Here is a 25,512-nt window from a genome sequence, read left to right as displayed (position 1 = left end):
GGGGGCTGTATATGATCGTACAAGGGCTGGGAGGTTTGGAGTGGAAGTACAGAGATACACAGGAGAACGAATGGCATCATGGGGAAGTGCCCGGTTCCCTGTTTCTGGATATGATAAAAGAAGGGAGAATTAAAAAGCCATTTTATCGTTTCCAGGACAGAGAGTTTCATGAACTTGCTGAAAGGGATTATGAATATAAACTGCATTTTTCAGTAAGGGAGGATGTGCTTCTCAGGGAAAAACAGTTTGTGGTATTTGAGGGAATTGATACCATAGCTGATATTTATCTCAACGGCGTGAAACTTGCCCGCACGGAAAATATGCACCGCACATATCGTTTTCCGGTAAAAGATATACTGAAGGCCGAGGATAATCTGCTTCAGGTGATTATATATTCATCGGTGCGCTATATAGAAGAACAGCACAGGGAACATCCTCTGCCTGAATTTAATACCGCAAGTCCCCACGGATTTTCCCAGATAAGGAAAACACACAGTTCTTTTGGCTGGGATGCGGAGCCGAATGTACCGGATCTGGGCATTTGGAGAGAGGTATACATAGAAGCGTATGACAAAGCAAGGATTTCCCATATCTATACCAGGCAGAGACATGAAAAGGGAAAGGTTTACTTGAAAACAGAGACTTTGACAGAAGCAGCATACGGAGAAGAAGTCTGTGTGGAGGTGACTGTATACGATCCTCAGGGGGAAGAGATATTCAGGGAAAAGACAAAGTGCAGAGAATCTCTGGCAGAAGTATGGACAGAGATAGAAAGTCCGGAAATATGGTGGCCCAACGGATATGGAGATCACCCTCTCTATGAGATTTGTGTCAAAATGCAGTGCAGAGATGAACAGGAGGAAAAAAGATTCTTTGTTGGACTTCGTACTATGGAGGTGAGAAGGGAAGAAGATGCGGATGGGGAAAGCTTTGCCTTTTATGTAAATAACGTTCCTGTATTTGCAAAAGGCGGAAGTTATACGCCGCCGGACAAATTCCTGACAGCCTGCAGGGGTCAGCGCCACCGGGAACTGATACGTCTTTGTAAGGAGGCAAACTATAACTGTATCCGTATATGGGGCGGGGCAGTATATCCTGATGATGAACTGTATGATCTGTGCGACAGAAACGGACTTTTAGTCTGGCAGGATCTGATGTTTGCCTGTGCCTTATATCCTTCAAACGATGAGTTTTTGGAGAGCATCAGGGAGGAAGTGAAGGACAATGTGATCAGGCTCCGTAATCATGCCTGCCTTGTGCTCTGGTGCGGGAATAACGAAAATGAATGGTTTCATGACTATGAGCATCATGCAGAGGGACTGACCCATGAACTTAGGATGAAAAACCTTCAGCAGTATGAAGTACATTTGGCTGAGATAGTCAGAAAGTATGATCCTGACAGATTATACTGGCCGAGTTCTCCCTCCAGCGGAGGAGGTTATTATGATCCCAATGGATATGAGAAGGGAGATGTGCACTGCTGGTATGTCTGGTATCTGCCGGCAAAACCCTATACATTTTACAGAGACTGCACGGGAAGGTTTATCAGCGAATTCGGTCTGGAATCATTCCAAAATTATAAAACACTGTGCAGTTACCTGGAACCGGAGGATATGAGTCCGAATTCGGAAGTGATGGATTATATGCAGCACTGCAGTGACAATTACTGCAATATGGGAAATGGCAAGATCATGAATTACATATTCCAGGAAGTCCGGGCTCCCAAGAATTTTAAAGAATATATTTTCGCATCCCAGTATGCGCAGGCTGAGGGTATTAAATATGGGACATATCATTTCCGCAGTATGAAACCGAGATGTATGGGAGCACTTTATTGGCAGATTGTGGACTGTTTTCCGGGCACAAGCTGGTCTGGGATTGATTATGAGTATCGGCTGAAGGTTCTTCACTATTATGCCAGACGTTTTTTCAGTCAAGTTGTCCTGTGTGTGAAAGAGGACAGATTTGAACCGCGGAGACTGGAGATATTTGTGGTGAATGATCATCCTGAAGGATTTACAGCAAACCTTATATGGGCATTGAGGGATTCTGCGGGATGTGTAGTGAAAGAAGGGAAAAAGGAAATACAGATACAGGGTTCCTCCTCTTCTGTCTTTCAGGAGATGGACTGGACAGAGGAAATCAGGGAGGAGGACAAGAAGCAGTATTATTTGGAACTTTTGTTATGCAGTCAAGATGGGAAGAGGATTAGTGAGGAGACCTATCTGTTTGTAAAGCCAAAGCATTTCCATTTTTTACATCCTGAGTTTCGTGTGGAAGTACAAAATGATAAGGAAAAGTATATCTTAAATATTCAGACATCTTGCTTTGCAAAATGTATAAAAATGGATTTGGATAATAATGACTGTGAATTTTCGGATAACTGCTTTGACCTATCGCCGGACAGAATAAAAACAGTGGAAATCAGCAAAAACAGTTTCCGCCGGCCGGTTACAATGGAGGAGCTGAAAAAGCAGTTGATTTTTGAAACAGTAAACGATATCGGCAGAATATTATAATGTGAATTTGGGAGGAAAACAATGAGAAAAAGAATTGCTGTATTATTGGCAGGTGTGATGGTCTGTTCTATGCTGACTGCCTGTGGTTCCACAGAAGAACCGAAAGAGGAGCCGGAAGCAAAACAGGAGGAGACAAAAGAAGAAAAGCCGGAAAGTAAAGAAGAGAAAGAGCCGGAAGCGGAAACAGACGCAAAGTCCGACGGAGATTTTACGGAGGAGGTAACTCTTGATGTTGCCATGATGTGGCCTCTTGACAGTACCACAGATGCAAAATCATATGCACTGAACCATGCCATTGAAAGGCTGGAGAAGGATTATCCGAATATTAAGATCAATTATGACGGTTCCGTGCATGATGACTACCAGACGATCATGATGACTTATGCTGCAGCAGATACGCTGCCTGATGTGTTTAATGTAAAAGGAGCATGGATTCCCAATCTGGTGGAGAATGAACAGATTGGAACTGTAGATGAATTTTTTGAAAATGACAAAGACTGGTCAGGAAAATTTGATGATGAAGTTCTGTTTGATATGGAGTATGACGGTCATTACTATGGCGCGCCATTCCAGAACCTCTGCTGCTCTCTTGTAGTATACAATAAGGAGATCTATAAATCTGTGGGATACGAAAAGTTCCCGGAGACCTGGGAAGATATGATGGACTGTTTTGCAAAGCTGAAAGACGCAGGTTATGTGCCTTTGGGTGTGGGAAACAGCGGACAGTGGGTTGCCAATTCCTGTATTTTCGGGGCTATGGGAGACAGAGGAGCCGGTACAAAATGGTATGATGACATCATGGAAGGCACCGGTGACGGATTCTTAGATAAAGATATGTTAAAAGGTGTTGAGAAAATGGCGGAACTGGCTGATAAAGAATATCTCAATACAAATCTCAACAGCATTGACCAGTTTGAGGTTATGCCGCCGTATCTGAACGAAGAATATGCTTCTTATGTAGATGGTTCATGGACATTTGCAACACTGATTGCAACCGCAGGTGATGACCAGAGCGTGATCGAGAAATCAGGCGTGGCTGTTCTGCCGGCCATTGACGGAGGAAAAGGGGATTATCCGGCAACACCGGGCGGCTCCGCATGGGGACAGGCATACAATGCCAAACTTACCGGTGCCAAAAAACAGGCTGCAGAGTTATTTATCAAATATACTACAGATGAAGAATGGTGTAAAGATCTTGCAGAAAAAGGTGACTTCGGCGGTATGAATATTGATTATGACTACAGTGCGATTTCTCCTTTAGTTCAGGAATATGCACAGCTTAAAAGCAGTGTGAAGAAGACTCCGCAGTACGACTGTCACTTTGACACCTCTGTGATAGACGCCATGAATACAAATTTCCAGGAACTGCTCATTGGTGAGATCACTCCCGAGGAATGGGGCGGACGTGTACAGGAAGAATATGAGCTGACTCTTGACTGATAACAGGTAAACAGTATTGTGTACAGGGTTACTGTTCACTTCGTGCCCGGTAACTATACAGGAGACCGACTGATAACGGCCGGTCTCCGCAGATAAATTTAGAAAGGCGGTGGCTGCCAAATGGCAAACAACAAGGTACTGCAGCCTAAGAAGAGAACTCTTTTTCTGTATATGTTTCCAAGTGTAGTGCTGTTTCTGGTATTTACAGCAATACCGATCATTATGGCAATTTATTATTCTTTATTTAACTGGTCCGGAGGAAAGAAGAAGATATTTCTGGGTCTGGGCAATTATTCCAGGTTATTGGGGGATTCCATCTTTGGAAAAGCACTGCTCAATAACTTTATTCTGGCAGCCTGCTGTGTGGTTTTTCAAGTAGGGATCGCTTTTATCATTGCTTCCCTTATCTGTTCCAAAGGTCTCAAATTAAAATCCTTTCACCAGTTTGCAATCTTTATGCCGGTAGTTCTTGCTCCCGTTGTTGTGGGATTTTTGTGGAAGATCATCTATAACCAGGATTACGGACTCCTTAATTTCCTGCTGCATTCGGTTGGACTGGAGAGCTGGATACGGCCATGGATCGACGATGTGGATATTGTTATGAAGTGTATAACTGTCCCCATTGTATGGCAGTGGATCGGATTGTATGTGGTTATTTTCGTCAGTGCGATGAAAAACATACCGGAAGAAATTTTTGAGAGCGCTGCATTGGATGGGGCAGGGGGAATTAAAAAGGCATTTTTCATTACCTGGCCCATGACAATGGATACAGTGAAAATTTCTGTTATTCTGGCTGTATCAGGGTGTATGAAAATCTTTGAGCATATTTACATTATCACAAGCGGTGGTCCGGGTACTGCATCCATGGTGGGGGCCATGTATGCATACAAGACTTCCTTTATAAAACAACGGTTCGGCTACGGCTCCACCATATCTGTTGGAATCATGGCAGTGAGTCTGACACTGGTGTTGATATGTAATGTGATATTTGGGAAGGGAAAGAAGAAATATGAATAAAACTTATGGAGTGACACAAATATCGAAGAAAATACTGATGCTGCTGGTAAATGTGCTCATAGCTCTTCTGTCTCTTTTCTGTCTGTTTCCTGTAGTGTGGATGATTTATTCTTCTTTGAAGGATGAGCCCTCTTTTTTAAGGAATCTGATCGGGCTTCCCACTTCCTTTCATTTCAGCAATTATCTGTCAGCCATTAAAACAGGAAAGATGGATGTGGCGTTTGTCAACAGTGTGTTAGTCAGTGTTACGGCTGTGGCAGCTTTGGTCTTTATTGCTTTTGTAGCAGGAGTGGTATTTGCAAGGTATCAGTTCAGGGGGAAAACAATTCTGTATACCATGTTCCTTTCCGGGATGCTGATACCTGTACACAGCCTCTTAATACCGATTTTTGTGGAGCTAAAGCTATTTACACTGAATAATAATAGGTTTATACTGGCTCTAGTCTATGCCGCTTTCGGGCTGCCAAAGGCCATTTTCCTGGTGACGAGCTTTGCTGCCACCATACCAAGAGAAATTGAAGAGGCTGTAATCATTGATGGGGGAAATACCCATGATATCTTCTTCAAGGTGTTTCTGCCCATATCCAAACCTATACTTTCGACCGTGATTATTTTAAGCTTTTTGGATGCCTGGAATGAATTTCCGTTCTCTTTGGTACTGATGGGAAAACCTGAGCTGAAAACGCTGCCGATTGCGCTGACATATTTTACAGGACAGCACTCCGTCCAGTATACGCCTATGATGGCAGGGCTTACCATAGCTACCTTGCCGGTTGTGATCGTATATTTCCTGTTTCATAAAAAGATTATGGAAGGGATGGTGGCCGGTTCTGTGAAGGGATAAAACTTCAGCAGACAAGGAGAAATTAAATATGGTAAGAGATCATTTAAAACTAGAGGTAGTAAGACTTTATTATCTGGAGAATTTAAGTCAAAATCAAATAGCAAAGCAGATGGAGATTTCACGTTCCTATGTTTCAAAACTGCTTATTGAGGCGAGAAAAGAAAAACTCATAGAGATAAGAAGCAGCAATCCATGGCTGATCGAGACGGAAGAGGAAAAATACCTCAGAAAAAAATACGGGCTGAAAAAAGCCTTTATGGTATCAGCGGGCAGAAAGAAGGACGAAGGAAAAAGAGAGGCTTATTACCAGGAGCTCGGACGGGTTTTAAATGATATTCTGAATGCCATCGTAAAGGATGGAGATACAATCGGCGTTGCATGGGGCCGGACAATTTATGAGTGTTCCAAAAGGCTTTCAACGGAACAGGAGTATAAAGGGATAAAAGTTGTCCAGTTATGCGGCGGGCTGAGCCAGAACCAGAACAGCACATTTTCAGGGGAGATCAGCAATAATTTTGTCTCCGCATTCGGCGGGGATGCATACGCCATGACTGCGCCTGCTATTGTGGAAAACAAGGCATACAAAGAAATTTTTTTAAAAGAGCATGGCATAAGTCAGGTTATGCAGCTCTGGGAGAATATGAATATTGCTGTATTTACGGTAGGTAAATGTGAACAGCAAAGTTCGCTGGTCCGTTCCGGTTATATTCCGGATCATATGATAGAGTATCTGAAGGATACCGGAGCCGTGGGAGAGGTATGTACCCATTTTATTGACAAGGATGGCAGATGTGCCAATCAGGACCTGGAGGACAGGACCATAGCGGTTCCCATGGAACAGTTAAAAAATTGTGAATTCCGAATTGCTGTAATCCTGGGGGAGAAAAGGCTGGAGACACTGCGTGCAGTTCTTAAAGCAGGCTATGCAAATGTCCTGATCATTGATGAAGAAGCAGCAGAGAAATTGATTCAAGAATAAAAGGAGAGGTATGTTAGCTTACATATTCGATAAAAATGGAAAACCGAGATTGACCGAAAAGGAAAAGCCGTCTCTGCAGGCGGGGAACGGGGCAGTTATCAAACTGGAAGCCTGTTCCATCTGCGGTACGGATATCCGTACCTACCGGTTCGGAAGCAATAAAATTCCGGATGGAAGGATTATGGGACATGAGATTGTGGGACAGATCATAGAAGTGCGGGATGAGTTTAAGAAGAAATTTCCCGTAGGAACCCATGTATCCATGGCACCTGCCATAGGGTGCGGAAACTGCAGAAGCTGCAGACAGGGATTCACGAATATGTGTGATGACCTGAAAACCATAGGGTTTGAATATGACGGGGGTTTTGCAGAGTATATGGCAGTTCCGGATTGTGCCTTTGAAATGGGAAATGTCTATACTCTGCCGGAGGAGAACTCCTATACAAGGTATGCCCTTAGCGAACCTCTTGCCTGTGTCATGAATGCCCAGTCTTATCTGAATATTGCACCGGGAGAATGTGTTCTTATCATCGGAAGCGGTATTATCGGGTGTATGCATGCGGAGCTTGCCATGCATGCAAAGGCAGGGAAAGTTGTGATCGCAGAGACATCACAGGAGAGAATCAGCCAGGCAGAGAGATTACTGGAAGGGGTAACCTTTGTAAATTCCTCTAAAGAAAATCTGGAAGAAAAGATCAGAGAGTTAACGGATGGAAATGGTGCGGATGTGGTGATCACTGCCTGTTCAGTCGGAAAAGTACAGGAACAGGGCATGGGACTTTTAGCAAAGAGGGGCAGAATATCCCTGTTCGGAGGGCTTCCCGGAGAGTCTAAGGGATTCATCGACAGCAATCTGATCCATTACAGGGAATTATCAGTTTTTGGTGTCCATGCATCCACACCGAAGCAGAATAAAAGGGCAATGGAATATATCCGGGACGGTGTTATAGATGCTGAAAAATATATCAGTGCCTGTTATCCGCTTAAACGTGTGGAGGATGCTTTTGCGGAGGCCGAAAAAGGAGAAGCCATGAAACTGGTGGTAACGATGTAAAAAGGTGAGTATAGAGTCAAGAAGGAGAGGGAAGACAGCTTATGAAAGCAGTTAGAATGTATGCACCGGGGGATTTGAGAGTGGAAGAGGTTTCCATTCCGGAAATAGAAGAAGATGAAGTATTGGTAAAGGTAATGGCTGTGGGAATCTGCGGTTCGGATATTCCGCGTGCGAATAAGTATGGAGCCCATGTTTCCCCTATTATTCTGGGACATGAATTTGGGGGGATCATTGTAAAAAAAGGTGAGAAAGCCGGAAACTTTGAAGTGGGGGACCATGTGACTGCCACGCCGTTGATCCCCTGTTATTCCTGTCATTGGTGCAGGGAGGGGCAGTATTCCCTGTGTGATCATTATGATTATTACGGCTCCAGAAGAGATGGCGCCATGGCACAGTATATTGCGGTGAAAACAAGCAACCTTCTGAAAGTGGACAGGAAAGTTCCCTTTGAAGATATAGCTACGGTGGATCCCTGTGCGAACGCGCTTCATGCAATGTTCAAGGCCGGGTTTAGGCCCGGTGAGACTGTGTGTATTTTCGGAGCAGGAGCAATTGGACTTTTCGCGGTACAGTATGCAAAAATACAGGGTGCAGGCAAGATCATTACCGTGGATGTGTGGGATAAGAAGCTTATTATGGCAAAAGAAGCAGGGGCAGACTGTGTTATGAATTCCCTGCATACAGATGTCATACAGGAAGTAAAAGATGTAACCGGAGGAATCGGGGCAGACGTGGTGATCGACTTTTCAGGTTCTCCGGCTGCACAGAAGCAGTGCATCCGCTGTGCGAGAAAGCAGGGAAAGGTAGTGCTTCTGGGTATCTCTCATCAGGGCCTTGCATTGTCTGAAGAGGAAGTGGACTATGTTATGAGGAGCGAGATTGAGATTGTAGGTTCCTGGAATTCTTTTACCAAGCCATTTCCGGGAAGAGACTGGACGGAATCTATCAAGCTGTATGAAAATGGTATGTCCGCAAAGGGCATCATCAGTCATAGAATAGGTCTGGAGGATGTACCTGAAGTCTTTAAAAAGATTGATGCAGGCGGTTATTTTTTCAGTAAAATCATGATTTTTCCAAACGGTCAGGAGGCAGCATGAGAGAGAACAGAGAGATATTAAGGCATATTGACCATACCCTTTTAAACGCAGCGGCAAGCTGGGAAGAGATTCAGAGACTTTGTGAGGAAGCTGTTGCATATGGCACCGCGTCTGTCTGTATACCGCCCTGTTATATAGAAAGGGTACGGGAAACTTATGGGGACAGGTTGAATATTTGTACAGTTATCGGATTTCCGCTGGGATACAGTACCAGGGAATCCAAAGTGTTCGAGGCAAAAGATGCAGTGGAAAAAGGCGCCCAAGAAGTGGATATGGTCATCAATATAACGGATCTGAAGAATGGTGATATTCAAAAAGTGACGGCAGAAATACGCGCTGTGAAAGAAGCTGTGGGGGATGCTGTTTTAAAGGTTATTATTGAAACCTGTTATCTGACAGAGCAGGAGAAGACTGCCATGTGCAGAGCAGTTACCAGTGCCGGTGCAGATTATATTAAGACTTCAACAGGATTCGGCACAAAAGGTGCGGATATTGAGGATATCCGCCTGTTCAAAAAATATATTGGGGAAAACGTAAAAATAAAAGCAGCAGGCGGAATCAGGACCAGGGAAGCGTTAGAAGCCTTTCTTTCAGAAGGATGCGACAGAATCGGAACAAGCTCGGCGGTAAAGCTTCTTACGAAAACAACAGGTTGTGAATAGATGGCAGAAAGCAACAGTTCCGTATATCGGAACTGCTGCGGCAGAAAAATGCTGTAAGGGGGATTAGAATTGGACAGGTATTTACTTATGGCGGTGGATTTGGGGACCAGTTTTATTAAGTGCGGTGTATATGATACGCAGAGCCGGTGTGTGGAAGAGGCCATGGAGCCGGTGAAAGATGAAAGGCCGTCACCGGGTGTATTTATTCAGAGAGGTGATGAACTGTATTCATCGGTGCTTAACTGCATGAAAAAGGTTTCACAAAAGCTCGGAGAACGGGCGCAGGATATTGCAGCTATTGCGTTTACCGGACAGATGTCAGGATTTATGGGAGTGGGAAAAGACTGGGAGGATATTACCACATGGTCCTGTTCACTGGATTCCCGGTATATGCCATATGCGAAAAGACAGATGCAGGAGCTGAAAAATGAATTTCTGGAAATCAGCGGGACGAATTTTCCGCAGATGGCTCCCAAATATGAATGGTTCGCTGCAGAATACCCGGAACTCTCTAAAAAAATAGAAAAGTATGTGATGATCAGCGGCTATGTGATTGGCAGACTGGGGAATCTTGGAATGGATGAAGCTGTGATGGACCGCTCCTATGCAGCCTGGACCGGACTTGCAGATATCAGAAACGATGCCTGGTCAAAGGAGATCTGCGGCAGTATTGGGCTGAAGGAATCATATCTGCCTAAAATGGTGAAATCCAATACGATCTGCGGATATCTGAGCGGGCAGGCAGCAGAGATAGTCGGATTAAAGAGTGGAATTCCTCTTGTCTCCGGAGCGGGGGACAAAGTGGCAGGATGTCTGGGAGCGGCTAACGTAAAGGCGGGAGATATTGTATTTGAGGCGTCATCGTACGGGGAAATAAGCTGCTGCGTGGAAGAATACAGACCGGATTTGCAGGAAAAGCGCCTGGATGTACTGGCGGCAGCGGTACCGGGTAAATATTACGCAACGCATTTTATTGCCGGTTCAGGTATTACACTGGATTGGTTTGTAAATCATTTTATCAGAAAAGAGGAGTCATTAAAAGACGCCTTCAGCAGAATTGACAGAGAGGCGAAACTGGTCCCGGCCGGATGTGACGGTATGATGGCCCTGGGACTTCTGGGCGGCAGTTCCATGCCTTTGATCGAAGAGCTGAAAGGGCTTTTTATGGGATTTGACTGGAGTCATGACGCAGGACATTTCTACCGTGCACTTCTGGAGAGTTTTTCTTATGATTTTTCCCTTGCACTGGAACGTGTGGATTGTCTGTATCCGGAATATACGTGGGATACAGTTAAGATGATCGGCGGAGGGGCGAAGTCTGTCCTGTGGCCGGAAATGGCTGCTGACATTACAGGGAAAAATCACTGTACCATGAACAGAGGAGATGTATCCATGTGGGGTGCGTGTATACTCGCAGGTAATGCAGTGGGGCTGTTTGACAGTCTGGAAGAAACTGCGGAGAAATATGCGGCAGTTTCCAAAGTATATGAGCCATCTGCGGCAAATTATAGATTGTATAAGGACAGAAAGCAGCTGTATAAATCATTTATGCAGGAACTGCCGTCGTTTTATAGGAAACTTGAGAAATGTTCGTGATGAATACGGAACAAGTTACACGTGAGGGTAAACTATGGAGAAAATAAATCTGAATCGGGGATGGAAACTGCATGATTCTCCCCTTTGCTGGGAAAAGGAAAAGCTGGCAGAAGTTAAATTATATCAGGATGGGTGGCTTACATGTGATATACCTGCAGATGTCAGAATGCCGCTGATCGAAAAGGGAATCATCAAAGATCCGGTAGTGGCAGACCACTGTCTGGAGTCGGAGTGGGTGGAAAAGCGTGCATGGTGGTTTTTGAAAGAGTTTGATCTGCCTGATTTATCAGGAAAGACGATCGAGCTTGTTATGGAAGCTTTAGACACAAAGAGTGATATTTTTATAAATGGGCAGTATGCAGGCAGCCATAGAAGTGTGCATTATCCATTTGTCTGTCCGGCCGGGCATATGCTGAGAGAAGGGAAAAATGAGATTGCAGTGCGGGTAACCACAGGGCTTGAGGAGGTTACAGATGAACAGCTCTCACAGATTAACTGGGCAGTATGCCGGGAAGATGACAATGGAGGAAAATACAGAAGTGATTACCGCAGGGCTTTTGTGCGCAGACCTCAGTACACAGTAGGATGGGACTGGGGACCGCGGGTTGTCACCTGTGGGATTGTGGGAGATGTATATCTTCAATGCAGTGAAAAAGCGGTGATCAGAAATGTAGAGATAAGGAATCGGCTGCAGGGGGAAAAAGCATTTCTGACAGTGACGGCAGAGGTGGAAAGTCTGCCGATGATCTCCACACAGAGCTGCGATTTACAGGTGAGCGTTTCTTACGAAGAGCAGGTCTGTGCGGTATCTGTATTGAAAAATCAGCTGTTGACCTCCGGTACTAATTATTTTTGTGTGGATTTGGAAATAGATCATCCCATGCTGTGGTGGCCGAATGGATATGGTGAACAGCCATTATACAGGATTGCAGTAGATATGGTGCTGGATCATGATATAAAAGAACACAGGGAGATCACATATGGCATTCGTTCACTGAGACTGGACACATCTCCCCTGGAAGGGGAGAACAGAAAGTTTCAGTTCTATGTAAACGATGTTCCTGTCTTTTGCAGAGGCGGGGACTGGATTCCAAATGATTCTATTTATGCAAGAGTGACGGACCGGAAGATAGAAAAGCTTTTGGAGGAGGCGGTGAATGCTAATTTTAATATGCTGCGTATCTGGGGCGGAGGGTTATATGAGAGAGAATATTTCTATCAGCTCTGTGATCAAAAGGGCATTTTGATATGGCAGGACTTTATGTTCGCCTGTGCCACATATCCGGACCATCTGGAATGGTTCCGCGCAGAAGCCGCAAAGGAGCTGGAATACCAGACCAGACGGCTTGGCAGTCATGCCTGTATGGCATTGTTCTGCGGCAGCAATGAGAATCACTGGCTTTTTAATCCCCAGGATAATCCGCAGTGGCAGGTGGATTTTACCAGGGAAAAGCCATTGGGGTTATATATCGCCAATGTATTGGCAAAAAAGATCATACATGCAAACTGTCCGGATATCCCTTATTGGAACAGCTCACCGTACGGGGGAAAACTGCCAAATGATGATTCCTGCGGGGATGTGCACAGATGGCATAATGGGTTTATGAGTAAGGATATGGAAGAACGGATAGAGCCGGTTTTGTACGATGAAGTACGTTCCAGATTTGTGAGCGAATATGGTTGTGTCGGTCCATGCTGTGTGGAATCCATACAGGAATATATGGGAACGAATGAATATGAAAGAACTGGCAGAGCATGGGAAATGCACTGCAATGTCTTTGAGAAGGACAGTGTATATGCAGGTATCCGGAAGCATTATCTGGATGATCCGGAAAAACTGGAAATGGAGGAATATGTTCTCTATGGAGGAATGTTCCAGGCTCTGGTTCTCGGCTATTCTCTGGAGGCCATACGGGCACGAATGGATTGTTACGGGGCTTTATTCTGGATGTATAACGATACCTGGGGAGAGACTGGATGGACGATAGTTGATTATTATCTGAGAAGAAAAATTTCTTATTATGCAGTGAAGAGGGCGCTTGCTCCGGTTAAATTGATCATGCGCTGCGATAAAGGCGAACTGGTGGTATGGGGACTTAATGACAGCAATACCTGTGCAGAAGCAGAAGGTGAACTGGGATATGTTTCTTTTGACGGAAGCATCAGGAAACTCCGCACGGTTGTCTTTAAGCTTCCGGCAGCCTCCAGGCAGTGTGTACTGCGGGAAAAACTTCCGGTGGAGGATTACAGGAAAGGCAGTATTATGTTTTTGGCATCCAGAGGTGTGGAGGACAGCGTATGTCTGAGAATGGATGATATGCGTAATCTGGAGTTTGAAAAAAGTCAGATCGAAATAGTACAGACAAAACAAATCGGGCGCTGTACGCATGTCACACTAACAAGCAGAGGCTATATACACGGAGCGTATGTAAAGGGAAATTATTCATGTTCAGACAACTACTTTGATATACTTCCGGGTGAAAGCAGGGAAATCCTGGTAGAAAACCCGAATGGACAGGAACTCCGATTTGGGCAGGTAAGGTAAAGGGGGAAAGATGATGAATCAGACAGATAAACTTAAAATGCTGTTTCCAATTGGAACCAAGTATTCCGCTTACCGGGACAGAAGCAGCCGAAACTGGGAGTATGACTTCCGGAATATGAAGGACTGTGGCATGGACACGGTAAGGGTTCATGCTACCTGGGGAACGATTGAGCCATCAGAAGGGGAATTTGATTTTTCATATTATGATGCGATTTTGGAAACTGCGGTGAAACATGGACTACAGGTGATTTTTACCTTATATCTGGTATGTACTCCTGAGTGGGTCTATGAAAAACATCCTGACAGCAGATATGTATCAGCAGCCGGATCTATTTGGACACCCCATCAGCAGGCAGATGCTGCAACAGGCGGATGGCCGGGATTGTGTCTGGACAGTGAACCGCATCGGGAAACCATCGAGAATTTTATCAGGGCATTTACAGAGTATTATAAGGGAAATGAAAATATTGCAGCTTTTGATGTATTCCATGAACCGACAGAAGAGCCTTCCCAGCAGTATTACCAAAATGAATGGAGAGAGCTGGTATACTGCTATTGTGAACATTCAAAAGAAAAGTTCAGGACATGGCTGAAAGATAAGTACAAAACTCTGGAAAAACTGAATGAAACCTGGACGAGACAGTATCAGAACTGGGCACAGGTAGAGCCGCCGCGCTCTGTGGGAATCTATACGGATTGGCTGGACTGGAAATATTTCCGCTCGGATGCTCAGGCGGATGCTATGAAATTTTTAAGTGATACGGTTAAAAAGTATGATGAGAACAGGTGTACCGTGGTACATACAGCCATATATGAGACAGGGCATCCGGTGGTCACATCCAATGACCATTACAAACTTGCGGAGACTACCGACATGCTTGGAAGCTCCATGTATGATTTCATCAATCCGGAAATTACAGCCTTTGTCTGCGATCTGCTGAGAAGTGCCGGGAACAATGGACCATACTGGATCGGAGAGACCGGAACCGGGGCAGGCCCCATGTATGTTTTTATAGGGGAGAGAACAGAGGACAGTTTCTGTTTTTCAATTCCGATCACCGGGCAGGAGATCAAGCGGCAGACCTGGGGACAGATCGCCAGGGGGGCAAAGGGGATTCTCTTTTGGGGATGGAGGCCTGAGCTTTCCACTGTGGAAACTATCTCCCTGGGATTTACGGAGAGAAATGGGGAGCCAACAGAGAGATGCCAGGCGCTGAAAGAGTTTAATCAGGTCTTTTCGCCATATAAAGAGCAGATCGCTGAGGCAATGGCACCAAAAAGTCAGGCTGCCATTCTGTATAATCTGGACAGTATCTTCACAGAGGGCCTTATCTCTCTGGGATTGTCAGGAAGCTGTATGATTCGGAAGCAGAACAGATTTTATAAAGATTCCCTCTCCTTAATGGGAGCGTATAAATTATGTATGCAGAACCAGATACAGCCGGATTTTGTGAGCAGGGAGCAGGTTCTTAAGGGAGAACTTGAAAAATATCAGCTTCTGCTGCTGCCCTACAGTATCAATTTGTCCTCTGAGATGGCAAAGGCTATTGAAGGATATGTGCGCAATGGTGGAAAAGTGATCAGCGACGGCCTGTGCGGATATTTTACAGACAAAGGATGGGGAGCGGAGGTATGTCCTGCAGGAGGTCTTGACCAGGTGTTTGGACTGCATGTAAGGAGTGACTACAGAACCATCAATGAAGAAGATATTATTCTGGATGGCAGACGGTATGAGCATACGGCAAAGGTGATTGCAGAAAAACTGGTTCTCCATGACAATGCAGAGGCAGTGGCAACACTTGATGACGGGCTTCCGGTTATGACAAAGAGTACATACGGCAAAGGAAAGACCGTTTATCTTGGAACACTGTTTTTTGCAAACGCCATGTGGAACTATTCGGCAGATACAAACAGATTGTTTAAGAAAGCGCTCGATATGGCAGAATACCATTCTCAGATACTTCTAAGCGGGCCCAGAGAAGAACAGAATGTGGAAGTTCGTATTTTGGAGCGGGAAAACGATAAGTTTGTCTTTGTGATCAACCATGAAGCAGAGCACATAGGCGTCAGCCTTGGCTTAAACCTGGGATGGGACGCAGAGGTGACCGATATAGTCACAGAACAGAAATGGGGTTCGGAAAATGTGCTGAGTCAGACATTTCATCTGGAACCACAGGAAGTAAAGATCCTCTATTGCAGGAAAAAATAAGAAAAATGAAAAAGAGCCGTCCGCTTTTAAGCCGGATGGCTCTTTTGATCAGGCGTCCTGAAGTTTAAACCAAACCTCCACCGTCCTGTCCACAACTTCATCAATCCTGGTGTGATCCCTTTTCTCAATGACCTCATAAACCGCCATATGGGTATTGTACACATACTCCCCATTCTGATGCTTGTGGGTATTGGTGATAGAAGCCTGCATAAAATCCATGACAAAAGCATAAATCCTGGCAGCAATCTGGTTATGGCAGGCAAGTCCTAAAAGGCGGTGAAAATCCAGATCATTTTCTGTTATTTTAGACTGGGGAGCACCGCTGTCGATCAGCGCTTTTAACTCTTCCAGGTTTTTTGCAAGCTTTTTGCGTTCTGCGGCATTCTCGTCATAGTGCTCCAGAATCAATTCAAGAATATCGGTCTCGAATATTTTCCGGAATTCATAGAGATTGGAGATGTCAGGATTGGACACAAAAAAGCTGAACAGAAGAGAGTCAATCAGCTCATTTCCCGGTGTTTCACAGACATAAGTGCCGTTACCCACCCGGATGTCCACCAGCCCGAAGGCTGACAGGATTTTCATGGCTTCCCTTACGGAACCTCGGCTGACACCTAATCCTTCGGAAATTTCCAGTTCATTGGGGAGTTTATCCCCCGGTTTCAGACGCCTTTCCATCAATAACTGCTTGATACTGTTCACTACAATATCTACAGCAGATTCACGCTTGCTGGCCTCAAACAAATTACTCATAATGTATTCCACCCCGATCGTTGTTAATTATAGTTATTCTATCAAAAAAAACATAATACGTCAAACAAATGGCGGAAATCCTTATTCTCCCCATGGATTCAGGGAAGGCTGGAGTATGGACCAGGTATCTACGGATTTTGTGATGGCTTCATCAATTCTGCCCGCGTCTTTTGATTCGATCAAATCCACAATATCGCGATGAATTTCATAGACAATCTCTCCGCTGCGGCCCTTATGGGTGGCAGCAATGGAGGGTTCCATAAAGTCTATGATAAAATTATAAACCCGTTCAGCCAGGAGATTTTTGGATGCCTGGCCTAAAATTCTGTGGAATTCCAGGTCGTTTTCTGACAGCTTTTTGTCGGATGCGCTGTTGGCCATCAGGCGCTCTAACTGCTCCAGATTATCACGGAGCGCTTTTCTCTCTTTTCCATTGTCATCGTAGTGTTCCAGAATCATAGTAAGAATATCGTTTTCAAAGATATGTCGGAACTCATAGAGGTCATCAATCTGCGGATTGGAGATAAAGAAACTGAACAGAAGGGAATCCATAGTGGTATTTCCCGGTGTTTCACAGACATAAGTACCGTTGCCCACCCGGATATCCACCAGTCCGAAAGCAGAAAGAATCTTCATCGCCTCCCGGACGGACCCGCGGCTCACCCGCAGTTCTTCGGATATCTCCAATTCACTGGGAAGTTTATCGCCTGGTTTTAAGGTCCTTTCCATTAAGAGCTGTTTAATACTGTTTACAACCAGATCGACAGCGGATTCCCGTTTGCTTGCTTCAAATAAATTACTCAAATATTCACCTCCGAATCTATTATTATTCTCAAAAGTCAAAAATGTTTAGTTGTTGTAACTATCTTATCATGGGGAATCATCATACGTCAAATATTAGATATAAGATATTATGCATAAGATTTCCATGGGTAATTTATTTATATTTAACAAAATACACATATAATAGAAAAAAAGTTTGGAAAATTCATTGACAAATCAGTCGATAAATGATATACATAAAACATCAGATGGTTAACGAACGACAAATGAAATGAGAGAAAAGGAGAATGGACATGAAAAACAAGATCTTAGCAGCAATTCTGACTGTAACATTGGCAGGCGTTATGACTGCATGTGGAAATAACGGCGGAGGAGGAAACGCAGATGCCTCTGTGACGCAGTCCTCCAAAAGTACATCCGACAGCGGGACGAAAAGTGAAGACACCATGCTTGGGGCGGACAGCGCCACACTGCGCCTGAAGGTGGGAACCACCACAGCTCCCGAAGGTCATTATGTGAAAGGTCTGCAGGAAATGCAGAAGCTGTTGGAGGAGTACAGCGACGGTGAGATGACACTTGATATCTATCCAAACTCCCAGTTGGGAAATGAAAGAGACATGATGGAAAATGTGGGGATGGGAGTACAGGAGATGTGCCTCATATCCACAGGACCCATACCGAACTTTGTCTCTGACTTTGCGGTGCTGGACCTCCCTTACTTATTTGAAGATGAACAACATGCCTATGAAGTATTGGACGGTGAAATCGGAACTTCCCTTCTGGGGTAGCTGGAGAGCCAGGGAATCAGGGGCGTTGGCTTCTGGGAGAATGGTTTCCGTGAGGTGACCAACGACAAAAAGGAGATCAAAACACCGGAAGACTTAAAAGGAATGAAGATCCGTACCATGGAAAACAGCGTACATATGGCAACCTACCAGACATTGGGTGCCACAGCAACACCAATGGCATGGAGTGAGATCTTCACAGCGCTTCAGCAGGGAACCGTGGACGGACAGGAAAACCCCATTGCCATCATAGAATCCGCCAAGGTGTATGAAGTGCAGAAATACGTTTCCATGATTGATATTTTCTATTCCCCCTGTGTGCTGATGATCGCCCAGAGTACCTACGATGGGTTTACGGATGCACAGAAGGAAGCTTTCGACAAAGCAGCAGAGGAGGCAAAGGATTATCAGAGGGAATACAGCAGCAGCTATAATAAAGAAGCAATTGAAAACATGAAAGAAGCAGGCGTTACGGTGACAGAAGTGGATAAAGAAGTGTGGAAGAGTGCAGCGGATGCGGTTTATGACCAGTTGGACAGCCTGAAGCTGAACAAGGAGCTGGTAGAGAAAATTCAGTCATCTAACTAAACAGAAGGAGTGGACATTTTGGAAAAGCTATTTAACGGACTAAAGAAAGCGGAAGAAATACTTCTGGTAGTGTTAATGGTTATTATGTGCGCAGTTATATTTATTGCCACAGTGGCACGTTTCACCGGTTTGTTTGTGATCCCATGGGCAGAAGAGCTGGCAAGGTACTGTATGATATGGGTGATTTTTCTCGGAATCGGTGTTGCGGCATGCAATGGGGAACATTTCTGCGTGGAGGCCCTGGAGTTGTTCTGCTCCGGGACAGTGCTGAAAATCATTTATGTGCTGGACTCTGTCCTGGTGGTTGCGTTCAGTATCTTCGCTTCCTATTATGGAGTGACCATTCTGCAGAAACAGATGGCAAGCGGGCAGGTGACGCCGAGCCTTCGGTGGCCTATGTGGATCATGTATCTCTCCATTCCTCTGGGATTGATCCTTATGGCTCTCTGCTACGCATGGCATACATTTGAGAAGGTCACGGGAAAAGAAAAACCAGAAGAGATCGGGCAGAAGGAGGAAGAGAAAAAATGATTATAGGAATGTTGTTCGGAGTTTTATTTGTCATGCTGTTTCTGGGAGTCCCCATTGCCATCTGCCTGGGAATAGCCGTGTGCGTGGCGATCGTAGCCAGCGGGAACCTGAATCTGCTCCCTGCAGTTGCCCAGAGAATGTTTACCCAGGCGGATAATTTTACTCTGATGGCTGTTCCCTTCTTTATACTGGCCGGAAACATTATGGAAAAGGGAGGCATTTCCAAACGGCTCATAGATTTTATTGAAATACTGATGAGAAGAATACCCGGGCGTCTGTCCTGTATCACAGTCGTGGCCTCCGCGTTCTTTGGTGCCATCTCCGGTTCCAATCCGGCAACAGTCGCTGCCATCGGCGGTATCACAGTTCCGAGGATGAAGCAGAAGGGGTACCCGGAAGATGTGGCTGCAGCCGTTGCAGCATCCGGCGGAACACTGGGAGTTGTCATTCCGCCCAGTATTCCTATGGTAACCTATGCGGTGACAGCATCCGTATCTGTGGGAACCATGTTCATGGCAGGTGTCATTCCGGGGCTTTTGCTTGCGGCAGTGCTGATCGCAACCAATATTGTGATCTGTAAAAAATACGACGCCGCAGAGAATGGCAAGGTTACTTTAAAAGCCTTTGCTCACTCTTTTAAAGAGGCGCTCCTCGCCATTTTTATGCCTGTGATCATTCTGGGAGGCATTTACGGCGGTTTATTTACACCTACGGAATCCGCGGCGGTTGCCTGTGTGTATGCTTTTATCATCAGTGTATTTGTATATAAAGAACTGACATTAAAGGATATCTACGAGATTTTCCGTAAATCTACCGTGAGTTCAGCGGTGGTATTGTTTGTGGTCAGCATGTCAGCACCCTTTGCCTGGTTTATGACGAACCAGAATATCCCCACTTTTATCGCGTCCAGCGTACTGGGCCTGTTTACCAATAAGGTGGCACTGCTGCTGATGATCAATGTGATCCTGCTGTTTTTGGGATGTTTCCTGGAGACACAGTCCATCATTCTGCTGGTAACCCCGATTCTGCTGCCCATTGCAGCTTCCCTGGGATTATCACCAGTCGCTTTAGGTATCATCATTATTATCAATACCTCCATCGGTATGATCACACCGCCGATGGCAGTGAACCTGTTTGTCGCTTCGGGTATAGCCAATACCAGTATAGGGAAGATCAGTAAACGGATTATTCCCTACCTGTGCATTGAAGTGGCAACACTGCTGGTAATGACCTTCATTCCGGCAATTATCACCTGGCTTCCGGGTATTATGGGAGTTTGATAGTAACTGATAAAATATATAAAAATTCAAGGAGGTTTTCGTATGAACAGCGCAGAATTGAAACAGGTGGCAGATCATCTTCGGATGACAGCCGTGGATATGGTCTATAAAGGAAAGGACGGACATCCGGGCCCGGCACTGTCAATAGCGGACATTATGGCAGTCCTCTTCTTCGATGAGATGAGAATAGATCCTGCCAACCCCGACTGGGAGGACAGAGACCGTTTTATCCTGTCAAAAGGCCATGCATGCCCTATTTACTATGCGGCATTATCTGAGAGAGGTTATTTCGGAGAGAAAATTGAGGACTTTAAGCTGAGAGCACTGGGAAGTAAATTCCAGGGGCATCCGGTCATGAACAAGACAAAAGGTGTGGATATGACATCCGGCTCCCTGGGGAACGGTATTTCCATCGCCGGAGGTATGGCACTGGCGGGAAAATACAGAAGGAAAGACTACAATGTGTATGTGATCGCCGGGGACGGTGAGCTTCAGGAGGGTGTGTGCTGGGAAGGAATCAATTCCGCAGCAGCCCACAAGCTTGATAACCTGATCGTATTCGTGGACAAGAACGGATGGCAGAGCGGTGCTTCTGTACAGGAGACCATTGGCTCCAACAATATAAAAGAGCGTTTTGAGGCGTTCCAGTGGGATGCCCAGGAGATTGACGGCCACGACGCGGACGCGATCAAAGCGGCCATTGCAAAAGCAAAAGAGACAAAGGGAAAACCAAGTGTCATTGTATGCGACTGTGTGAAGGGAAAAGGACTCTCCTTTATGGAAAATGATAACGCATGGCACAAGGGAGTTCCCACAGAGGAACAGTATCAGCAGGCAGTAAAAGAATTAGGAGGTGCAGAATAATGGCAGAATTCAAGGGAACGCGGGAGGCCTTTGCTGCGGCGCTTATAGATCTGGCAGCAAATGACGACAAGATCATGTTTGTTTCACCCGACTCATTAAAAGCGATGCGTGCAACAAAATTTGCAGAGCTGTATCCTGAGCAGTATGTGGAAGTGGGAATATCAGAGCAGAATGCAGTGGACACCGCAGCAGGTCTGGCGGCGGCAGGATTGACCCCTTTTGTAGGTACATATGCAGGGTTTATGACCATGCGTGCCTGTGAGCAGATGCGCACCTTTGTTGCGTATCCGAATCTGAACGTAAAGTTTGTGGGCATCAATTCCGGACTTTTGGGAGGAGAGAGAGAGGGGGTTACCCATCAGTTCTATGAAGACCTGGGGATCCTTTCCAACATTCCCAATTACACGATCCTGACTCCGGCAGACGGTTACCAGACATACAAAGCAGTACAGATGGCAGCTAAGATCAATGGACCTGTATATGTAAGGGCAGGCAGCGGAAGAGAGGCAAATGTGTATGAAAAAGACGCACCCTTCTCTTCGGACGGCATTACTGTCTTAAGAGAATACGGAAATGACACACTTCTGTTATCCAGCGGATTTGTTCTGGACCGTGTCCTGGCAGCAGCGGATCTGTTAAAAGAGCAGGGTGTAAATGTAACGGTTGGGGATATTAACATCTTATATGGAAAGAATCCGGAGAAGATCATTGAGGCTATCAGGAAAGCGGAGAGGATCGTGACAGTGGAGGACCACAATATTAACGGCGGTCTGGGTGCATACATAAGCAGGCTTTCAGCAGAGAACGCGCCGAAATTCGTAAAACGCATAGGTCTAACCACTTTCGGGGAATCCGGCCCTGCAAAAGAGCTGGCTGATGCCTATGGATTCTCTCCCGAGAACATTGCAAAGACAGTAAAAGAAAATCTGTAACAGGCAGGATCGTTCCGGACAGGAATGAAAGACAGAATATAGGAATTGGAAAAGAGGAAAATAAAATGAGTAAAATCGTAGTTAGTGTAATCGGTGCAGGCGGTAAAATGGGAACAAGGACAAGCAACAATTTGGCAAAGAAACCGGAAGAATTTGAGCTGCTTCTGGTGGAAGCCACGGACGCGGGAATTAAGAGCATCAAAGAAAGGGGATTTGAGCCTGTTCCTGTGGAGGAGGCCCTGGCAAAGGCTGATGTGGTGGTATTTGCTGTGCCGGATACTCTGATCGGCAAACTCTCCGCTGTTTATGTGCCACAGTTAAAACCGGGAACCGGATTCATTATCCTGGACCCTGCAGCAGCGGTTGCAAGAGAACTGACCCTGAGAGAAGACTGCACCTTTGGTGTGGCTCATCCCTGCCACCCGTCCTATTTCCTGGATCAGGATACCTTTGAGGCGCGCCAGGACCGCTTTGGCGGAATGGGCGGAAAACAGGACATTGTCATGTCTAAGATCCAGGGCGATGATGACCGTTTTGCCCAGTGTGTGGAGGTGGCAAAACAGATGTATGCCCCTGTGGAGCATGCATATGTCATGTCCTCAGAGCAGATCGCATTTTTGGAGCCAACCCTTGTGGAGCTTTTGGGAGCCACCTGTCTGTATGCCATGGCGGAGACCGTGGAGGAAGCAGTGAAGAGGGGAATACCCAAGGAGGCAGCAGTCTCCTTCCTGACAGGCCATATTTATAATCTGTCCGCAAACTTCCTGGGATATATTCCCGGAAATCCGCCGGTTTCAGATGCCTGCAAAGTGGCGATCGGACTGGGGAACCGTCTGGTCATGAGGGAAAACTGGAAAGATATCTGGAAAGATGAAGTGCTGGATAAGGTCATTGCCACCATGCTGCATCCGGAGAATCCACAGATCTGACACAAAGAAGCTTTTTTGGAAAGGAAGAAATGAGTATGAAAATTGTTGTTTTGGACGGTTATACGGAAAATCCGGGAGATTTATCCTGGAAAGATATGGAGGCACTGGGGGAACTGACGGTTTATGACCGCACATCCCTTACGGATATGCAGGAGGTCATAGACAGGATCGGTGATGCGGAGGCTGTTATAACCAATAAAACACCGCTTCCCAGGGAAGTGTTTGATGCCTGCAGAAATATCAGGTATGTGGGAGTCCTTGCCACAGGATACAATGTGGTAGATGTGGAAACGGCAAAGGAGAGAGGCATTCCGGTGTGCAACATTCCAACCTATGGTACAGCGGCTGTGGGACAGTTTGCCATTGCCCTGCTGCTGGAAATCTGCCATCACATCGGTCATCATGACAAAGCTGTCCATGAGGGCAGATGGGAAAATAATCCTGACTGGTGCTTCTGGGATTATCCGCTGATCGAGCTGGCTGACAAGACCATGGGTATCGTGGGATTCGGAAGAATCGGACAGGCAACAGGGCGTATTGCCAAGGCTCTTGGAATGAAGGTCATTGCCAATGATGAATACCCGAATGACAGCGGGAGAGAGATTGCGGAATATGTGACCAGGGACGAGTTATTTGCCAGGTCGGACGTGATCGCCCTGCACTGCCCTCTGTTTCCCTCCACACAGGGGCTGGTGAACAAGGAGAGTATCGCAAGGATGAAAGACGGCGTGATCATTATCAATAATTCCAGAGGGCCGCTGATCGTGGAAGAGGATCTAAAAGATGCGCTGAACAGCGGTAAAGTTGCCGGTGCCGGTTTGGATGTGGTATCCACTGAACCCATCAGAGGGGACAACCCGCTGCTTAAGGCAAAGAATTGTATCATTACACCGCATATTTCCTGGGCGCCGAGAGAATCCAGACAGAGGCTCATGGATATTGCAGTGGAGGACCTGAAAGCATTTGTGGAGGGTCATCCCATAAATGTGGTAAATAAATAAATTTCAGAAATATCAACCTAATAAAGTGATTCCGATAACATCCCCGGGTACTGCCATGTCCGGGGATGTCTGTAAAAAAACACCCGGCAGGCACAAAGCGGAGAAATGAGCCTTCCGGGTGTTTTTATCTGCAGTCACAGTCTGTCGCAGATGACAGTTCCTGTTCTGCCTTCAATTCCGTCTTTTGCTTTCTGAAGCAGAGTGATCAGAGCTTTTCTCCCCGGCTTCGAGGAAGCGAAGTCAATGGCTGCTTCCACCTTGGGAAGCATGGAGCCGGGGGCAAACTGTCCCTCCCGGGCATATTTCCTGGCCTCAGAGGTGGAGACAGCGGATAGCCAGGTCTCATCCTCTTTGCCGAAATTGATGGCTACTTTTTCCACGGCTGTAAGGATGATGAGATAGTCAGCATCCAGTTCCTTAGCCAGCAGGCAGCTTGCAAAGTCCTTGTCGATCACTGCGCTGGCGCCTTTTAAGTGGTTTCCCTTCAGCGTCACGGGGATCCCGCCGCCGCCGCAGGCTATGACAACTTCACCGGAGTCCACCAGGGAGCGGATCGCGCCGATCTCCACGATCTCCTGAGGTTTCGGGGAGGCGACGAAGCGGCGCCAGCCTCTGCCTGCATCCTCACGCATGATGTGGCCGTATTTTTCGGCAATGACCTTTGCCTCCTCCTCGCCCAAAAACTTTCCGATCGGCTTGGAGGGAGAGGAAAATGCCGAATCATCTTCATTGACACGTACCTGTGTGACCATGGTGGATACGGGAATGTTGTCAATACCCCGGTTCAGCAGTTCTTCCCGGAGCGCATTCTGCAGATCATATCCGATATAAGCCTGGCTCATGGCAACACAGACCGAAAGCGGAGTGTTGGGCTGTGCTGCGTCTTCCCTTGAAAGGGCAGCCATGGCATTGTTGATCATACCCACCTGAGGGCCGTTGCCGTGTGTGATAATGACCTGGTGGCCCTCCTCGATCAGGTCTACAATGGCTTTGGCTGTCACTTTCACAGCCGCCATCTGTTCCGGAAGGGTATTGCCCAGGGCATTGCCGCCCAGAGCGATAACGATTTTTTGTTTCTGCATAGTAAAAACCCCCTGTTCTTAC

General features: G+C 46.1%; 20 protein-coding genes and 1 pseudogene. 18 read left to right on the top strand and 3 right to left on the bottom strand.

Features of this window, described 5'->3' with window-relative positions; genetic code table 11:
• Positions 1-11: 11 nt before the first annotated feature.
• From LC508_RS10295 to LC508_RS10245, 11 genes are all read left to right on the top strand, one after another.
• Entirely contained in the window at positions 12-2,519 is a 2,508-nt protein-coding gene (locus LC508_RS10295) for a beta-mannosidase (RefSeq protein ID WP_103732027.1), read from the top strand.
• A 21-nt stretch (positions 2,520-2,540) separates the two neighbouring features.
• Positions 2,541-3,959, top strand: coding sequence for an ABC transporter substrate-binding protein (locus tag LC508_RS10290; protein ID WP_033142587.1), 1,419 nt, complete (start codon positions 2,541-2,543; stop codon positions 3,957-3,959).
• A 120-nt stretch (positions 3,960-4,079) separates the two neighbouring features.
• Positions 4,080-4,976: a carbohydrate ABC transporter permease gene (locus LC508_RS10285; RefSeq protein ID WP_033142588.1), complete on the top strand. Its 897-nt coding sequence runs from the start codon at positions 4,080-4,082 to the stop codon at positions 4,974-4,976.
• A complete protein-coding gene (locus LC508_RS10280) occupies positions 4,969-5,820 on the top strand; it encodes a carbohydrate ABC transporter permease (RefSeq protein WP_081960475.1) in 852 nt (283 codons plus the stop codon). The genes LC508_RS10285 and LC508_RS10280 overlap by 8 nt, the downstream gene beginning before the upstream one ends.
• A gap of 28 nt (positions 5,821-5,848) precedes the next feature.
• Entirely contained in the window at positions 5,849-6,799 is a 951-nt protein-coding gene (locus tag LC508_RS10275) for a sugar-binding transcriptional regulator (protein WP_033142589.1), read from the top strand.
• Between the two features lie 10 nt (positions 6,800-6,809).
• Positions 6,810-7,853 carry a zinc-dependent dehydrogenase gene (locus LC508_RS10270; RefSeq protein WP_033142590.1) on the top strand — a complete coding sequence of 348 codons (1,044 nt, stop codon included), beginning with the start codon at positions 6,810-6,812 and terminating at the stop codon, positions 7,851-7,853.
• 41 nt (positions 7,854-7,894) lie between these two features.
• A complete protein-coding gene (locus tag LC508_RS10265; protein ID WP_033142591.1) occupies positions 7,895-8,950 on the top strand; it encodes a galactitol-1-phosphate 5-dehydrogenase in 1,056 nt (351 codons plus the stop codon).
• Complete coding sequence (gene deoC / locus LC508_RS10260; protein ID WP_033142592.1) at positions 8,947-9,612, top strand: deoxyribose-phosphate aldolase; 666 nt, start codon at positions 8,947-8,949, stop codon at positions 9,610-9,612. Before LC508_RS10265 ends, deoC begins: the two co-directional genes overlap by 4 nt.
• Positions 9,613-9,681: 69 nt before the next feature.
• A complete protein-coding gene (locus LC508_RS10255) occupies positions 9,682-11,208 on the top strand; it encodes a xylulokinase (protein ID WP_103732028.1) in 1,527 nt (508 codons plus the stop codon).
• A 34-nt stretch (positions 11,209-11,242) separates the two neighbouring features.
• Positions 11,243-13,753: a glycoside hydrolase family 2 protein gene (locus LC508_RS10250; protein ID WP_118594096.1), complete on the top strand. Its 2,511-nt coding sequence runs from the start codon at positions 11,243-11,245 to the stop codon at positions 13,751-13,753.
• 10 nt (positions 13,754-13,763) lie between these two features.
• Positions 13,764-15,962, top strand: coding sequence for a beta-galactosidase (locus LC508_RS10245; RefSeq protein ID WP_103733036.1), 2,199 nt, complete (start codon positions 13,764-13,766; stop codon positions 15,960-15,962).
• A 48-nt stretch (positions 15,963-16,010) separates the two neighbouring features.
• Here the strand turns inward: LC508_RS10245 and LC508_RS10240 are convergent, their stop codons facing one another.
• Positions 16,011-16,715, bottom strand: coding sequence for a FadR/GntR family transcriptional regulator (locus LC508_RS10240; protein WP_103733232.1), 705 nt, complete (start codon positions 16,713-16,715; stop codon positions 16,011-16,013).
• An 81-nt stretch (positions 16,716-16,796) separates the two neighbouring features.
• Positions 16,797-17,519 carry a FadR/GntR family transcriptional regulator gene (locus LC508_RS10235; protein WP_103733231.1) on the bottom strand — a complete coding sequence of 241 codons (723 nt, stop codon included), beginning with the start codon at positions 17,517-17,519 and terminating at the stop codon, positions 16,797-16,799.
• A gap of 266 nt (positions 17,520-17,785) precedes the next feature.
• Here LC508_RS10235 and LC508_RS10230 point away from each other — a divergent pair.
• The 7 genes and pseudogenes from LC508_RS10230 to LC508_RS10200 all read left to right on the top strand — a co-directional run bounded on the left by LC508_RS10230 (position 17,786) and on the right by LC508_RS10200 (position 24,408).
• Positions 17,786-18,871, top strand: a pseudogene (locus LC508_RS10230) (TRAP transporter substrate-binding protein).
• An 18-nt stretch (positions 18,872-18,889) separates the two neighbouring features.
• Positions 18,890-19,402 (top strand): TRAP transporter small permease, encoded by a 513-nt coding sequence (locus tag LC508_RS10225; protein WP_033142599.1) that lies wholly within the window; start codon positions 18,890-18,892, stop codon positions 19,400-19,402.
• Positions 19,399-20,682, top strand: a complete 1,284-nt coding sequence (locus LC508_RS10220; RefSeq protein ID WP_207727950.1) for a TRAP transporter large permease — start codon at positions 19,399-19,401, stop codon at positions 20,680-20,682. Before LC508_RS10225 ends, LC508_RS10220 begins: the two co-directional genes overlap by 4 nt.
• A gap of 42 nt (positions 20,683-20,724) precedes the next feature.
• Positions 20,725-21,546, top strand: coding sequence for a transketolase (locus LC508_RS10215; protein ID WP_033144144.1), 822 nt, complete (start codon positions 20,725-20,727; stop codon positions 21,544-21,546).
• Positions 21,546-22,478, top strand: a complete 933-nt coding sequence (locus tag LC508_RS10210; RefSeq protein WP_054352517.1) for a transketolase family protein — start codon at positions 21,546-21,548, stop codon at positions 22,476-22,478. The genes LC508_RS10215 and LC508_RS10210 overlap by 1 nt, the downstream gene beginning before the upstream one ends.
• A gap of 65 nt (positions 22,479-22,543) precedes the next feature.
• Positions 22,544-23,407 carry a phosphogluconate dehydrogenase C-terminal domain-containing protein gene (locus LC508_RS10205; protein WP_033142941.1) on the top strand — a complete coding sequence of 288 codons (864 nt, stop codon included), beginning with the start codon at positions 22,544-22,546 and terminating at the stop codon, positions 23,405-23,407.
• A 35-nt stretch (positions 23,408-23,442) separates the two neighbouring features.
• Positions 23,443-24,408, top strand: coding sequence for a D-2-hydroxyacid dehydrogenase (locus tag LC508_RS10200; protein WP_033142942.1), 966 nt, complete (start codon positions 23,443-23,445; stop codon positions 24,406-24,408).
• A gap of 134 nt (positions 24,409-24,542) precedes the next feature.
• Here the strand turns inward: LC508_RS10200 and arcC are convergent, their stop codons facing one another.
• Positions 24,543-25,490: a carbamate kinase gene (gene arcC / locus LC508_RS10195; RefSeq protein ID WP_103733042.1), complete on the bottom strand. Its 948-nt coding sequence runs from the start codon at positions 25,488-25,490 to the stop codon at positions 24,543-24,545.
• Positions 25,491-25,512 lie beyond the last annotated feature (22 nt).

Source organism: Blautia parvula, from assembly GCF_020215665.1.
Taxonomy (GTDB): Bacteria; Bacillota; Clostridia; order Lachnospirales; family Lachnospiraceae; genus Blautia; species Blautia celeris.
Note: the sequence above shows the minus strand (reverse complement) of the source record. Positions and strands in the feature narration are given on the sequence as shown.